The organism is Vreelandella profundi (assembly GCF_019722725.1).
GTDB classification, from domain to species: Bacteria; Pseudomonadota; Gammaproteobacteria; order Pseudomonadales; family Halomonadaceae; genus Vreelandella; species Vreelandella profundi.
The window spans coordinates 1,060,042-1,073,864 of record NZ_CP077941.1; the positions used below are offsets into that span (position 1 = coordinate 1,060,042).

At 52.9% G+C, this 13,823-nt stretch carries 13 protein-coding genes and 1 tRNA gene; 9 read left to right on the plus strand and 5 right to left on the minus strand.

The genetic code is table 11. The features are described from left to right. Nucleotides 1–154: 154 nt before the first annotated feature. The 7 genes from KUO20_RS04915 (at nucleotide 155) to KUO20_RS04945 (ending at nucleotide 5,685) form a co-directional block, all read left to right on the plus strand. Nucleotides 155–1,153 carry an ABC transporter ATP-binding protein gene (locus tag KUO20_RS04915; RefSeq protein ID WP_235041777.1) on the plus strand — a complete coding sequence of 333 codons (999 nt, stop codon included), beginning with the start codon at nucleotides 155–157 and terminating at the stop codon, nucleotides 1,151–1,153. After that, entirely contained in the window at nucleotides 1,150–1,923 is a 774-nt protein-coding gene (locus tag KUO20_RS04920; RefSeq protein WP_235041778.1) for an ABC transporter permease, read from the plus strand. The genes KUO20_RS04915 and KUO20_RS04920 overlap by 4 nt, the downstream gene beginning before the upstream one ends. Nucleotides 1,924–1,957: 34 nt before the next feature. After that, a complete protein-coding gene (queF, locus tag KUO20_RS04925; RefSeq protein WP_235041779.1) occupies nucleotides 1,958–2,791 on the plus strand; it encodes an NADPH-dependent 7-cyano-7-deazaguanine reductase QueF in 834 nt (277 codons plus the stop codon). A gap of 73 nt (nucleotides 2,792–2,864) precedes the next feature. Then, nucleotides 2,865–3,425: a nitroreductase family protein gene (locus KUO20_RS04930; protein ID WP_235041780.1), complete on the plus strand. Its 561-nt coding sequence runs from the start codon at nucleotides 2,865–2,867 to the stop codon at nucleotides 3,423–3,425. Nucleotides 3,426–3,437: 12 nt separating this feature from the next. After that, nucleotides 3,438–3,947, plus strand: coding sequence for a YiiD C-terminal domain-containing protein (locus KUO20_RS04935; RefSeq protein ID WP_235041781.1), 510 nt, complete (start codon nucleotides 3,438–3,440; stop codon nucleotides 3,945–3,947). A 107-nt stretch (nucleotides 3,948–4,054) separates the two neighbouring features. Then, nucleotides 4,055–4,142 (plus strand) — tRNA-Ser (locus tag KUO20_RS04940). Nucleotides 4,143–4,584: 442 nt separating this feature from the next. Further along, a complete protein-coding gene (locus tag KUO20_RS04945; RefSeq protein ID WP_235042424.1) occupies nucleotides 4,585–5,685 on the plus strand; it encodes an endonuclease/exonuclease/phosphatase family protein in 1,101 nt (366 codons plus the stop codon). A gap of 481 nt (nucleotides 5,686–6,166) precedes the next feature. Here KUO20_RS04945 and KUO20_RS04950 read toward each other — a convergent pair whose 3' ends face one another. Beyond that, entirely contained in the window at nucleotides 6,167–6,322 is a 156-nt protein-coding gene (locus KUO20_RS04950) for a metallothionein (RefSeq protein WP_235041782.1), read from the minus strand. 84 nt (nucleotides 6,323–6,406) lie between these two features. Next, a complete protein-coding gene (locus KUO20_RS04955) occupies nucleotides 6,407–7,180 on the minus strand; it encodes a CLCA_X family protein (protein WP_235041783.1) in 774 nt (257 codons plus the stop codon). 178 nt (nucleotides 7,181–7,358) lie between these two features. Between KUO20_RS04955 and KUO20_RS04960 the strand changes: the two genes are divergently transcribed. Further along, nucleotides 7,359–8,045: a type 1 glutamine amidotransferase domain-containing protein gene (locus KUO20_RS04960; protein WP_235041784.1), complete on the plus strand. Its 687-nt coding sequence runs from the start codon at nucleotides 7,359–7,361 to the stop codon at nucleotides 8,043–8,045. Nucleotides 8,046–8,269: 224 nt separating this feature from the next. Here the strand turns inward: KUO20_RS04960 and KUO20_RS04965 are convergent, their stop codons facing one another. The 3 genes from KUO20_RS04965 to KUO20_RS04975 all read right to left on the minus strand — a co-directional run bounded on the left by KUO20_RS04965 (nucleotide 8,270) and on the right by KUO20_RS04975 (nucleotide 12,328). After that, nucleotides 8,270–9,025, minus strand: coding sequence for a MipA/OmpV family protein (locus KUO20_RS04965; protein ID WP_235041785.1), 756 nt, complete (start codon nucleotides 9,023–9,025; stop codon nucleotides 8,270–8,272). A 330-nt stretch (nucleotides 9,026–9,355) separates the two neighbouring features. Next, entirely contained in the window at nucleotides 9,356–10,813 is a 1,458-nt protein-coding gene (locus KUO20_RS04970; protein ID WP_235041786.1) for an SLC13 family permease, read from the minus strand. 240 nt (nucleotides 10,814–11,053) lie between these two features. Further along, nucleotides 11,054–12,328, minus strand: coding sequence for a M20/M25/M40 family metallo-hydrolase (locus KUO20_RS04975; protein ID WP_235041787.1), 1,275 nt, complete (start codon nucleotides 12,326–12,328; stop codon nucleotides 11,054–11,056). 225 nt (nucleotides 12,329–12,553) lie between these two features. Between KUO20_RS04975 and KUO20_RS04980 the strand changes: the two genes are divergently transcribed. Further along, nucleotides 12,554–13,777, plus strand: coding sequence for a YbfB/YjiJ family MFS transporter (locus tag KUO20_RS04980; RefSeq protein WP_235041788.1), 1,224 nt, complete (start codon nucleotides 12,554–12,556; stop codon nucleotides 13,775–13,777). Nucleotides 13,778–13,823 lie beyond the last annotated feature (46 nt).

A 13,823-nucleotide genomic window follows, 5' to 3' on the forward strand; every position in this document is an offset into this window, starting at 1 on the left:
TGTTATTTTCCCCTATTTCTATGATGCGTCAGCTATTTGCTGGGCGTCATTGTTTGTGTGTCTGGCGCTTGGTGAGTGGTCTCTCGCCTTGAAAAATTAGTTTGCGCCCTAATCTTTTACCTTCTCTTCTTATATTTGCTGACAGGACATTTTCATGGCCGAACCGGCATTGTCGATCCGTGGCCTTACCAAAGTGTACGCCAACGGCTTTCAGGCGCTTAAAGGTATTGATCTCGACGTCCAGCAGGGCGATTTTTTTGCGCTCTTAGGCCCCAATGGCGCCGGTAAGTCCACGACCTTGGGTGTTGTTTGTTCGCTGGTGCAAAAAACAGCGGGTAACGTATCTATATTTGGCATCGATATTGATAAAGATTTTGCCAAAGCCAAGTATCAGCTAGGCGTTGTGCCCCAAGAGTTTAATTTCAATCAGTTCGAGAAAGTGCTCGATATCGTACTGGCTCAGGCCGGCTACTATGGTATGACCTCTCGCGAGGCGCTACCGCGGGCCAAGCAGCTTCTTACGGATCTCGGCCTTTGGGAAAAGCGCGATGGCAACGCACGCATGCTCTCCGGTGGAATGAAACGACGGCTAATGATTGCCCGGGCGCTAATGCATCGCCCTCGGCTGCTGATCTTGGATGAGCCCACTGCCGGTGTCGATATCGAGCTGCGGCGCAGTATGTGGGAATACATGAGGCGGATTAACCAAGATGAAGGCACGACGATCATCCTGACGACGCACTACCTGGAAGAGGCGGAGAGCCTATGTCGCAATGTCGCTATTATCAATAATGGTGACATTGTGCGTAATACCAGCGTGCGTCAGCTGTTGGCTGAGCTTGATACAGAGACCTTTCTGATTGATTTGGCTGAGCCGGTCGCAGAGACGCCGCATGTTGAGGGCTTTGAGCTGCATCAGCTAGAGCCCACCCAGCTTTCACTGTTGGTGCATCGCGGCCAGCGCTTGAATGATGTGTTCAATGCGCTAAGTGAGCAGGGTGTGCAGGTGGTGTCTATGCGTAACCGAGCCAATCGCTTAGAGGAGATGTTTGTGTCGATGGTAAAAGGCAGCAACCAGGGGGCGATAGATCAGCGTGCTGACGCTTCAAGCGGTGAGAGCTCGGATGCCGACAACAGGGAGCCTCGCTCATGAATGCAAGCCAAACATTGATCGCTCTGTGGACCCTGGTGCTGAAAGAAATTAAGCGTTTCACGCGCATTTGGCCGCAAACGCTGCTGCCGCCCTCTATCACGATGGCGATGTATTTCATTATTTTTGGCAATTTAATCGGCTCGCGCATTGGCGACATGGACGGCTTCAACTACATGGACTTTATTGTTCCAGGGCTGATCATGATGTCCGTGATTACCAACAGCTATTCCAACGTGGCATCGAGTTTCTTTTCGAACAAATTTCAGCGTTCAATTGAAGAAATGATGGTATCGCCGATGCCTAACTGGGTGATTTTGTCCGGCTTTATTTTAGGCGGTATGGCGCGTGGCCTGGGCGTGGGGCTTATTGTGACCGTGGTTTCGCTGTTTTTTACTCGCTTAACCATGGAGCATACGCTGCTCACAATATTAGTGGTGGTGCTCACGTCTGCGCTGTTTTCCATTGGTGGCTTTATCAACGCTTTGCTGGCCAATAAGTTTGACGACATCTCCATCGTGCCGACCTTTATTCTTACCCCGCTGACCTATCTGGGCGGAGTGTTTTACTCTATCTCGATGCTGCCGGACTTCTGGCAGAGCGTTTCCATGCTCAACCCTATCTTGTACATGGTTAACGTGTTTCGCTACGGATTCTTAGGCGTCTCGGATATCCCCGTTGGCTGGGCGCTCGCCGCTATTTTCGCTTTTATTGTCGTGCTCTTTAGCATTGCGCTGGCGATGCTGGAGCGCGGTAAAGGTATTCGTAGTTAATTGCATAACAGCATTAAGCAGAGAGTGACAGATAATGGCACATCGCCCTGATACTTTAGAAAATGCGCCGCTAGGGCGCGATTCCGCGTATCCCGAGCAGTATGACGCGGCGCTGCTTTATCCCATTTCGCGCGCGGCCAACCGAGCGCCGCTGGGGATTGAAGAGGGGGCTTTACCGTTTGTGGGTGAAGACGAATGGCATGCGTTTGAAGTGTCCTGGCTAAATTCTCGCGGCAAGCCCGTGGTGGCCGTGGCTCGCTTTCGCCTGTCCGCCAGCTCGCCCCATTTGATTGAGTCTAAGTCGTGGAAGCTCTATCTCAATAGCTTCAATCAAACCCGCTTCTACAGCCGTGAAGACGTGATGCAGACGCTTGCCAATGATCTTTCTATCGCAGCGGGTGCCGAGGTAAGCGTTGAGTTATTTGATGTGGATGCCCCTGAGCTTACCGTGCAGTGCTTGCCGGGCGAATGCTTGGACGACTTAGACATCGCAGTTAACGATTACACGCCGAGCAGCGCTCATCTAAGGGTAAGCGATGAGATCGTCGAAGAGACGCTGTATTCGCATCTGCTCAAATCTAACTGTCCCGTTACCGGCCAGCCGGACTGGGGCAGCGTGCTGATTCGCTATAAAGGGCCAAAGATTGATCGCGAAGGGCTGTTACGCTATCTGATCGGGTTTCGTCAGCACCAGGATTTCCACGAGCATTGTGTAGAGCATATCTTTACCGACCTAATGACGTATGCACAGCCCACCCAGCTACTGGTGCTTGCCCGCTATGTGCGTCGTGGCGGTTTGGATATTAGCCCTTGGCGCGCAACGCCAGGGCTGACGCCGCCTACACCGCTGCGGCTGGCAAGGCAGTAAACGGCGGTGTTATAAATGACGATGCTAAAGTAGTCTCACGCGATTGAATTTGAACTTGGATGGGGATTCATTAATGGATGCACTTACGCTTCTTCACAAACGCAGCTCAATGGGCAAACTGGTTGAGCCGGCGCCCAGTGCCGAACAGCTCAGTGCCATTTATCAGGCGGCACTGCGCGCACCCGACCATAAAGAGCTGCGCCCCTGGCGCTTCATTGAATTCAGTGGGGAAGGGCGTGAGCGCCTAGGCGAGCTATTTGCCGAAGCAGAGTTTCAGGAAGACCCTAGCGCCGGCGACGAAGTTCTCAATTCGGCGCGTAAAAAGCCGATGCGCGCGCCGATGGTGATCGCCGTCATCGCAAAGGTCACGCCAGAGCTCGATAAAGTACCTAAAATGGAGCAGGTGATTTCCGCAGGCTGCGCCGCCCACGGTATTTTGCTGGCCGCCCACGCACAGGGCTTAGGCGCTATGTGGCGCAGCGGGAAGTACGCGTTCGACTCGGTGGTACGCAAAGGCCTGAGCCTGAGTGAAGACGATGAGGTTGTCGCGTTCATCTATTTAGGCGCGCTAGGCGGTCGCCATAAGCCAGTGGCGGAGCATAGCGTTGCTGACTTTGTCGAGCGCTGGGATTAGGCAGGCGTCCCTATGAAGCTATCCCGCCAAGCGGGCGTACCGCATCCGCGCCTGCCGCTGCCCAATGGTCAGCAGGAAGATCTCGCTGCCTTTCAGCAGTGGCTAGGCGAGGCGATCCCTATGGTGGGCGCGTTAGGCATCAGCGAAATGGCGCGCGAAGGTGATGCGCTCACCTGGCAGTTGGCACTGGAGCCTAACCTTAACGATAAAGGTACGGGTTTTGGCGGCGCGCTGACGGCGCAAACCACGCTGCAAGGTTGGTGCTGGGTCACGCTATGGCTGCGCGAGCGCGGCATCGCGCGCGATGTGGTGGTGGCTGAGGCTAGCCAGCGCTTTCTTGCCCCGGTCGCGGATAACTATCGTTTAGTATGCACACCGCTTGAGCCCGAAGGCCCCGAGCAGCTTGCCAATAGGCTGGTCGAACGTGGTAAAGGGCGTATTGCACTGAGCCATCAGCTCTACTGTGGAGAAACGCTCTGCTTGGAAGCCAGCGGCAGCTACGCCGTGTTGCCGCAACGCTAATCCATAGGCGCTCCAGGCCTGAAAAGGCTTGCTATTTCGCGGCTTAGACCATAGTATGTGCGCCGTTCTGTTGAGAAAGGTTCAGCCTTTGAATGGAGCCAAAATGTGGAGAGGTGTCCGAGTGGTCGAAGGAGCACGCCTGGAAAGTGTGTAAGCCGCAAGGCTTCGAGGGTTCGAATCCCTCCCTCTCCGCCACAGAATTTAGATTAAGCCGCTGATTTCAGCGGCTTTTTTGTTTCTTGAGTTTGACCGGCCCATACTTTAGTTTTGGCCCTCAACTGAGCAGAGTTGAACAATTTTGGACGCTGCACCACTGTGAGCAAGTCCCTTTACTAGGCGTAAGCCGCCGCCGTCTTTTTTTCAGGCCCTGCATCAACTATTGTTTATTGGCTAATATTTTGAATTTAAAGAGCTTTTATCTAAAGTTTGGTGGGTCTGCTCAGTTTCGACGGATGCTTTTATTGACTTAGATTTTTCATCAATATCCCTGATCGTCTTCGAAAGAACATAAGGGAGTTCCCGCGTTCATTGCCACCAAATTTAGGTGGTGCTAATGAGAGGTGCTATGTCTTTTAAAAGTCTTCTATCTTTTAAAGCTCCAATGTTTTTAAAGCTACTCTTATGGATCATCCGCTTGATGATGGTCTTTCTGGTAGTGGTGAGCCTACTGCCGTTGGTGCCTAGCGGTCAGTGGTGGATAAGGGTGTGGGATTTCCCTCGCCTACAGTTGACCGTATTGCTGGTTTTGCCTCTATCGCTATTGGCAATACACGCGTGGCGAAGCCGACAATGTAAAGAACACAAAGCGTGGCTGGCTGTCATTGTGATGATTGCGGGCTGGCACGCGTGGCATATCTTGCCTTTCACGGCGGTATGGGCGACTGAAGTTCCAACCGCCCAAGCTGAGCCTGACAGGCCTCATCCGACGCTGAAAGTACTCACCGCCAATGTCACCTTCGCTAACGACCACTATGCTGAAATACTAAACATGGTTGAGCAGGAAGATCCAGATATATTGCTGCTGATCGAAGTTGATAGTGCATTGAATGAGGGGCTAGCGTCACTTGATGAGGAGTACGCACACCGAGTTGGAGAAGTTCGTGAAGAGGGGCTTGGAATCGTGATGTGGTCGCGTATCCCGCTGCTGGAAAAAGGGGTTGAGCACTTGGTCTCTGAACGTCGACCTTCGGTCTTCGCGACCCTTGATATGCCAGAAGTCGGGCCAGTACGGTTCATTGGTGCTCATCCGGTTCCGCCAGGGCTACTGGAAAGAAATGCTGCTAACGACGATGAGGAGCGTCAGGACAGTCGTGAACGCGATGCTGAACTGATGCTGATTGCCCGGCATGTGCAAAAAGACCCGGACAACCGTTGGATCGTCGCAGGGGATTTTAATGACGTTGCGTGGTCTAGGACTACTAAGCTATTCGCTGAATTAAGCGATCTTAAGGATCCTCGGCGTGGTCGGCGCTTGTTGAGTACCTATCACGCTGAACGCCCCTGGTGGCGATACCCGATTGACCACATGTTTGTTTCAGACGGTTTTCACCTGATTGATATTGACCGGGTTAGAGTCCAAGGCTCCGACCACTTCGGTATATTGACAACTCTGACTGCTGCGCGGAAGGATCAGGCCAAGCCTGAAGCTTCTGAGGGGCAAGAGCAAGAGGCCGAAGAGATAGTCGAGGAGGGTGAAGCGGACGCCGCTGAGTCTGGTGCAGGCGTTTCTGAGCAGTAAGGTTCAGCTCAAACCATTCCTTTACTTTGTAACACGCCATTCCTAAAGGAGTGTGCGTGAACAAAGAAGTCGAGAGCTGCTGCCAGCTTAGGTCTCTACAGCGTTCCAGTGCGGCTCTTTAACACCGTTACGCCACGGCGTGCCGGATGACGTAGAGTATTGAATTTATACACTGGGCTTCAATGGCGAGATTCCATCGCCATTGAAGCCCAGCATGATTAATTTAGAACGGCAGCCCACCGCTAAAGCCAACACCCAGCACGGCAACGAGAACAACAACGATAACGACGATAGTAGTAGTAGACATTTTCTCTTCCTTTGAGTAGTGAGCGTTGCTACAGCTTAGTCACAATTACGCTATTTCGCACGCTGGCGAAAGGGGCTGAGCAACTTTTCCATATTGGCAGCCTGAGCTGCAAAAACGCCCGGCAGTGGTACTGTCGGGCGCGGTTACAGTAGCAGAAAATGCTAAGTAGAAGGATTATTTCCCGCACTTGCAGTTATGGCCACAGTCTTGAGAGCCATCAGCGTGGCCGGTGGCGCAGGATTCACAGCAGTACAGCTTTCCCTCTTTCTCAACGGGCTTGCTATCGATAGAACACGTACATTTCGGGCATGCGCACGTTTGTTCAGACATAATAAACCTCCAATGTTGACGATATAAGCGTAGACCATTCCGTCGATATATCACCACGCTTTATGCGAACTCTCAGGACGTATGTTAAGCGCTAAGCGCGTTGCCCAGCCTGCCAAAATATTCGCCGAATGCGGTATTAATATGGATCCTTTGCTCGCCCTGGGGGTAAAGCCCTTTGTCTGCCTCCGGCGACGCTTTTGTGCCTTTGACTAAGAAGTGATTGGTGATGGCAGCGTCCTGTATAAAAGCCTCGAAAGCGCGGGCACAAAGTTCCTCGGGCTTACTGTAATAGAGCTGGCCAAGCTGCTTGTCCATCTGCACCGAGCGTTTAAACAGTGTGCTTGGCTGGTCGCCTTCTGGTTGCAAAAGTACGGCCTTGAAGCAGCGCATTAGCAGCTGATTTAGCGAGTGGGGAACCGGCGTGGCTTCGGCTAGCCAGGCAGTCGAGGCGAACATGCTGGCGGGCGTGCCGCGAAAACATTTCTGGGCAATGTAGTGGTCGAAGGCATGAAACCACTCATGCGCAATACTGCCGGGCCCGGCATTTTTAGCGAGTGCAAAGCTGCGTTGGCTGGGGTCGTAGTGAGCAGAAACCCCAGGCCGGCCGCCACAGCCGTATTGTAAGGCTATGGAGCCGCGCAGCGAAATCAGTGTCTCTGGACCCTCTAGAATCAGCATTAGGTCGCACAGCGCATCGTGAAAGAGTTCCGCTGCCCGGTCGCGCTCAGCGCTAGTGACCCAGCGGCCAATTTCAATGGATCGAAAATCGAACTGGCGCCGGATTAAGGCAAAGCTGCTGGCGCATTCAGGGCGGTGTGCTGGCCCATTGCGATAAAAATCTCTCGCTTCAATGCTCACGGCGTGCTCGCTGGTATGAAAAAATAATCACCGCGCTATGTTATCGCATTGGCGCATAGAAGCGCTAAGTGGCTATCTGCTTGTCGCTAGCAATATGGCTTGTAACTCAAGAACTGTGCCCCCAGTAATAGAGGTAGCAATCAACGCTGTTTCTCTACTCACTGTCAGGAGAACATGTATGAGCAAACGTATTTTAATGGTGCTGACATCTCACGACCAGTTAGGTGATACCGGCAAGAAAACCGGCTTCTGGCTAGAAGAATTTGCTGCCCCTTATTATGTGTTTAAAGACGCAGATGCTGAGGTAACTCTGGCCTCACCTAAAGGTGGGCAGCCGCCGCTGGACCCCACCAGTGATGCAGAAGATAGCCAAACCGATGAAACGCGCCGCTTCAAACAGGATGAAAAGGCCAAGGCTGAGCTTGCCGCTACCCATCGTTTAAGCGGTATGAACGCCAATGACTTTGACGCGGTTTTCTACCCAGGTGGCCACGGCCCGCTATGGGATCTCGTCGATGATCCTAATTCTATTCGTCTGATCGAAACGTTTATTGCCCAAGGCAAGCCGGTGGCATCGGTATGCCATGCGCCGATTGTGCTGGTGAATGCCAAAAACAGCGCAGGCGAGCCGCTGGTTAAAGGCCGTCAGGTAACGGGCTTTACGAACGGCGAAGAAGAAGCCGTTGGCTTAACCAATGTCGTGCCGCATCTCGTCGAAGATGCTCTGCAAAAATGCGGAGGCATTTACAGCAAGGCGGATGATTTCACCCCCTACGTGCGTGAAGATGGTCAACTGATCACGGGCCAAAACCCACCTTCTTCTGCGCTCACGGCTGAGACACTGATGGCGTGGCTGGCGCGGTAATCAGCACGATGTGTATATAAAGCGAAAACAGCGGCGGGCATTGCCCACCGCTGTTTTTTAACTACCGGCTGGCCGGCCAGGAAAGAGGATGAGCTCACGCTCATTGCCAACCGGTAAACGAGACCGATCATGCTCGAAGTTGCCTTTGATTCAGGCCTCTTTGGCAGCGTCTAACCGCTGGCGAGATGATGCGACGAAGCTTCACGAAATATAGCGCGGGCCTGTTAAAAATTATAATTGAGAGATAAGCCGGTCACCGTTTGCCAATCGCTGCCTAGCTCATCCACGATAGGGCTGTCGGATGCGCTGCCCGTGAGGTAGCTCGTTCCCACGAAACCTGTTGCCGACCATTCTGGTGTTAACGCGTAAGTCAGGCTGCTGCTTACACCAAGCCGCCAGTATCCGTCGTCAGGATTGTATTGGGCAATGCCGCTGCGCAGGCTGTCGCGTGCTGAAACGCCGAACATATACTCTGTCCATTTTTCGTTTGAGTAATGAACGCTTGGCGATAAAGAGAAAAAGAGGCGCTCACTGAGCGGAGTACGCCAAGCCGCTGCTATTTCAAACTCAGCGCCATCCACATCACCGGTGAACGGCGTGCTAGCTGCTACGCTGTATTGCCATTCTCTTTGCTCATAGCCAACGCGAAGCCCTAGCGTTGCACCGCCATCTACTTCTTCGAAAGCGCTGATATCACCTTTGTTGTCACGCCCAAAGGTGTAGCCAACAAAAGGCGATACGGTCCAGCCGCCATCACGAATAGCGTGCCATTCAATGCCAGAGCGCGGATTGATGGTGAAGGTCTCGCCATAGGTGAGATTTACCGATGGCCATAGCTTTGTGTCGTAGTCGTCGCTGCCTAAGTAATCAGGCGTGTAGAGCACGCCAGCGCCAATACTTCCTTCCCAACTATCTGCCGAGACAATCGGCGAAATAGCCAAGCCAATCACGGCGGCAGACAACCAAGTATATTGAGTCACGGGTATCATCCTTGTAGGTAGCGAAACGTGCATGATTGTATGTTTTTGGTTGGAAAGTTGGCAAGTTGCTTGTTCTAATTTTAAATCTTTCAACCGTCATTTATTTTCGACTGCATATCACAGGTTAGATAAATCCATGGGTATAAGGCGCATTGTGGCCTTCAAGAACAGGGACGTGGCAACAGGGAAGATAAGGCTAGGAATGCTTTAAGTACTCATGGAAGCACAAACAGGACGTTTGTGAAGAAGTATCATGGAAGGTTTAATAAAGCCCCGGCCAAGGAATGGCCGGGGCTTCTTTTTGTGTGCAATCTTAAACTGCTTTATGGATTAAGACGGCATAGGGAGCAGCAACGGCATAATAAAGTAAACAAATAGTGTGATGATAATAGCGCTAACGATATTCATCGCAAAGCCTGCTTTTGCCATTTCCTTAATCGAAATTCGCCCGCTGGAGAAAACGGCAGCGTTAGGTGGCGTGGAAATCGGCATCATAAAAGCGCAGGTGGTTGCCAGAGCAACGGCCACCATTAGGCCCAGCGGATTGCCTGTGGTAATCGCGGCAGCCATTCCCGCCGTAATAGGCAGCGCCATATTGGCCGTTGCGGTGTTAGAGATGATTTCGGTGAGGAACAGCATCAGCAGCACCATAAAGAGAATTAGCACGAAGTAATTAACCCCGTCCAGTACCTCCAGCTGTTGACTGATCCAGCCCGTTAAGTCGCTCGCACTGAAGGCGGCGGCGAGCGTCATACCACCGCCCCAAAGTATAAACAGCCCCCACGGCAGGCGTGCCATATCATCCCACACTAACAGGCTACGTTTTTCGCTGTGGGCTGGGATAATAAATAGTGCCACGGCCGCGATAACTGCAATTAATGTATCGTTTAGCGGTAGATCAAAGAAGGGCGCTAACCAACCCCTTAACGCCCATGCGAGTGCGGTGGTGACAAACACCGCCAGTACGCGCTTTTCTTCGGGCCCCATGGGGCCAAGTGCTTTTAACTCTTCGGCAACGAAGTTAACTTCTAAGCGCGTATTGGGAACCTTGGCATAAATGTGGGTGAGATAGACGTACAAGATGACGAGCATGATCAGAGTGAGAGGCAGTGCAAAAATCATCCAATCTAAAAAGCTAATTTCAACCCCGTCAAAAAATTGCGGGATCATGGCGACCACAATAGCATTGGGCACTGAGCCAATAATCGTTGCCAGGCCACCAATGGAGGCTGAGTAAGCAACGGTAAGTAGCAGCACGCGTGCAAACGAATCGCGCTGCTTGCCATCGAACTGATCGCGCTCATCCAGCTCTCCGAGCAGGGCAATGGCTATCGGTAGCATCATTAATGCCGTGGCGGCATTTGAAATCCACATGGAAAGAAAGGCTGAGGCGATCATCACGCCGAGCACAATGCTACGCAGGCTATTGCCGATACGGCTAACGATATTCAGTGCAATGCGGCGATGTAAATTCCAACGCTCAATGGCAATGGCCAGTATAAAACCACCCATGTACATATAGATAACCGGGTTTGCGTAGCCGACCACGGTGTCATCGAGTGTCATCACGCCGCTTAGCGGCAAAATAATCATGGGTAAAAACGAGGTGACTGGAATCGGTACGGGTTCCGTTACCCACCACACGGCCATCCAGACGGTTAGGCCAAGTACCAGGCGTGGCGCCGGGTCGATAAGTGTGGCGGGCATGAGTAGCTGTACCAGTATGCACAGCAGTGGCCCGGCCAGCAGGGGCGTCCAATGGCGCCAGCCTTGCGATGAAACTCCCATTTATTAACTCCATTGATAAGCAATAATGTGTAAGTACTGGCTAATTAACGGAGGGAATCCTACCACTTTCGTTTATTGAACGTTGGTCGTAAGAATGCAACTTTAGTAGTGGTCGGAAGGTGAGGAAAGACGTAGTACTGAGTAGCGACGGGATGAGCTTAATCAAAAAATGGCCCGCTAGAAGATCTCTAGCGGGCCATTTTAAAAGGACGTAAAAAGCACTAATAGCGCGGGCGCTGCCTACGCAGGCTTAATCTCTTCGCTTTCATCACTTTCACTGTCAGGCTTATCGCTTCCCTGATGGGTTAACGGGCTTGCTTGATCCAAGCGCGGATGGTTGTCCAAGAATTCACGCTGTAAGTCTGGAATAGCATCGAGGGCTTGCAGTGTGTGCGTCAGCGCATGAATAGCGGCCAGTACGTCTTGGGTATGGCCGGTTTCCGAGATGGTATGCATGTTGCGTATCGGGAAGCCAATAGAAGTGGCGGCGCTGTCGATAGAAGCTAATACTCCCGCCATGCCATCGGTTCCGGTATCAACGCCAACAATGTCGCGCTGCAGCGGAATATCATGTTCTTTCGCGGCGCTGGCAATAATACGGTTCAGCTGCTCGCTGGCAATCGATCCCACGGCCATGGTGAAGCCTTTACCCATCTCTAGCGGCTGCATGCGCTTGTCGCCGATACCCGGTGCGCCCACATAGTCGTGGTTAACATCGACGCCAATCAGTGCGTCGGGCTTCATTTCCCCGGCCATCACGCGGCTGCCAAAACGGCCAATCTCTTCATAGCTGGCGATCGCAAACAGTACGCGTACGTTTTTCGTGCCGCCAGCCTCGGCGATCAGGCGTGCTACTTCCGCTGCCACAAAACAACCTAGGCCGTTATCTAAGTAGGCGCCATAAAAGGTGTCGGGGCTAAAGCCGGGGCGAATAGGGCGGTCAAAAATAATCGAATCGCCTGGGCGCACACCCAGGTTCAAGACCTGCTGCTTCTTATTCTTGCCATGAATCTGCAGATCCAGATAGATCTGTTCTTTCTTAATACCCTTACTGCCATCGCGCTGCGCAGGGTCGGAGAAGTGAATAGCGCCCAGCGCTTCGACCGTACCGCCTTCAATGCTGCGATAGCTACCGGGTTTTTCCGGGTCTTCGCTAAATAGCTTCACTTCATGACCAATCAACACAGAAGGTAAGAAGGAGTCGGTGTTAATCCAAATCTTGCCGTCTTCACCAATAGAGCGCACCTGCATACGGATTTTGTCCGCATGGCCGATGATCATCACTTTGAACATGTCATCGCGGTCAGGGTGAGTATCTAGCACCACGCCCGCATTGCCCTTGAACTGATGAAGATGCCAGCTTTTAGGCGCAAAGCTTTCAAAATGGGGCTTGAGCACGCCGTACGTCATTGCGGCTTCCAAGCCCACAGGGCTCGGCGCGGCAAGAATATCGCGCATTAATTTGAACTGTGCCTCAGGCATTGGCTGTGTCCAGGGTTTTGCCGTATCGCTCATCGTTTTTGCTCACTCATTAAGGTGGATGTTTATCGCCTCTAGTCTGCCAGATTCCGGCCCGCCGTGTAGAAAAAGCCGTGGTGAAGGCTTCGCTGGTTCGTGCTCAACCGGTTAGGCGTCATGACGCGCTGCCTAAAACGCCTTACTATGTTAATAAATGCATGTCTGTGAATATATGCATGTTAATTAACATAACAATAAGTGACGTTGTTTTAGGAGCCCTTGATGACCGCAGTAACGCTAAGTTCCCGGCGCTTTAAAGTGCTGCTGGCAGGGGTTTTTAGCCAGATATTATGTGTCGGGGTCGCCCGGTTCGCCTATACACCGTTATTGCCGGTGATGCAGCAGCAGACCTGGATGAGCGATGCTGATGGCGGCTGGCTTGCGGCGCTTAATTATTCGGGCTACATCCTGGGGGCGGTGCTGGCGGCATCCGTGCGCAGTATTTATATCAAGGACACGTTGTACCGGATTGGGTTAGTGCTGGCGGTGCTGACCACCGCTGGTATGGCGTTAACCGATCACTTTTGGCTATGGGCGGGTCTACGCTTTCTGGCGGGCCTGTCTAGCAGTGGCTCAATGCTACTGGCCTCTGGTCTCATTCTCCACTGGCTGATTCAGCATCGTCAGCGCGGCGAGCTAGGTATTCATTTTGCCGGGGTGGGTTTGGGCATTATAGTCGCGGCGCTAGCGGTCGAGATGATGCTCCAGCTTTCGCTTAATTGGCAGACCCAATGGTGGGGCTTTAGTGTGCTGGGTGCTGTGCTGCTAGTGCCAGCATGGCGGTGGCTGCCACGCCCGGTAAAACCCTTACTTGGCGCAGGTGAGGCAAGTGCATCCCCCGTTATGCCGCCTTCGCGTACGTTTATGCGCTTGATGTTGCCTGCCTATTTCTGTGCAGGCTACGGCTATGTCATCAGCGCCACGTTTATTGTCACAATTGTGGAGCGCGAGCCGCTGCTGGTGGGGGCGGGCAACTGGACGTTTGCCCTGGTGGGCTTAGCGGCAGCCCCTGCGGTGATGCTTTGGGATTTGATCGCCCGGCGGATAGGCTATTTGGGCGCACTGATTGTCGCGATGCTGATACAAGCCGTCGGCATCGTGCTGCCCGCCATAACTTCAAGCCTGGCCGGCATACTGCTGAGCGCCGTGCTGTATGGCGGTACCTTCCTTGGCTGTGTCAGCCTTGTGTTGACCATGGCGGGCAGGCTGTATCCATCAAGCCCCGCACGCTTGATGGGCCAGATGACCCTAGCTTATGGCGCGGCACAAATTTGTGCGCCGGCGTTAACCGGTATGCTGGCAGAGGCGTCAGGGCATTATAGCGTTGGGCTTTGGCTGGCCGGCGGTTTTGTGATAATTGGCGCAGCGCTGTTGGCCTGGCTGCGCCAAGTGGATCAAACTGCTCAGCGTTTGGATGCCGCGGCTAAAGCCTCCGTGTATGCCTAATTAATGAAATCGATTGCGTGAAGCGGGTTGAGAGATCGGCATTTGC

Bases quoted from the DNA above. Each gene is read 5' to 3' on its own strand.
- KUO20_RS04915 (WP_235041777.1), top strand. From the start codon at position 155: ATGGCCGAACCGGCATTGTCGATCCGTGGCCTTACCAAAGTGTACGCC.
- KUO20_RS04920 (WP_235041778.1), top strand. From the start codon at position 1,150: ATGAATGCAAGCCAAACATTGATCGCTCTGTGGACCCTGGTGCTGAAA.
- queF (WP_235041779.1), top strand. From the start codon at position 1,958: ATGGCACATCGCCCTGATACTTTAGAAAATGCGCCGCTAGGGCGCGAT.
- KUO20_RS04930 (WP_235041780.1), top strand. From the start codon at position 2,865: ATGGATGCACTTACGCTTCTTCACAAACGCAGCTCAATGGGCAAACTG.
- KUO20_RS04935 (WP_235041781.1), top strand. From the start codon at position 3,438: ATGAAGCTATCCCGCCAAGCGGGCGTACCGCATCCGCGCCTGCCGCTG.
- KUO20_RS04945 (WP_235042424.1), top strand. From the start codon at position 4,585: ATGATGGTCTTTCTGGTAGTGGTGAGCCTACTGCCGTTGGTGCCTAGC.
- KUO20_RS04950 (WP_235041782.1), bottom strand. From the start codon at position 6,322: ATGTCTGAACAAACGTGCGCATGCCCGAAATGTACGTGTTCTATCGAT.
- KUO20_RS04960 (WP_235041784.1), top strand. From the start codon at position 7,359: ATGAGCAAACGTATTTTAATGGTGCTGACATCTCACGACCAGTTAGGT.
- KUO20_RS04970 (WP_235041786.1), bottom strand. From the start codon at position 10,813: ATGGGAGTTTCATCGCAAGGCTGGCGCCATTGGACGCCCCTGCTGGCC.
- KUO20_RS04975 (WP_235041787.1), bottom strand. From the start codon at position 12,328: ATGAGCGATACGGCAAAACCCTGGACACAGCCAATGCCTGAGGCACAG.
- KUO20_RS04980 (WP_235041788.1), top strand. From the start codon at position 12,554: ATGACCGCAGTAACGCTAAGTTCCCGGCGCTTTAAAGTGCTGCTGGCA.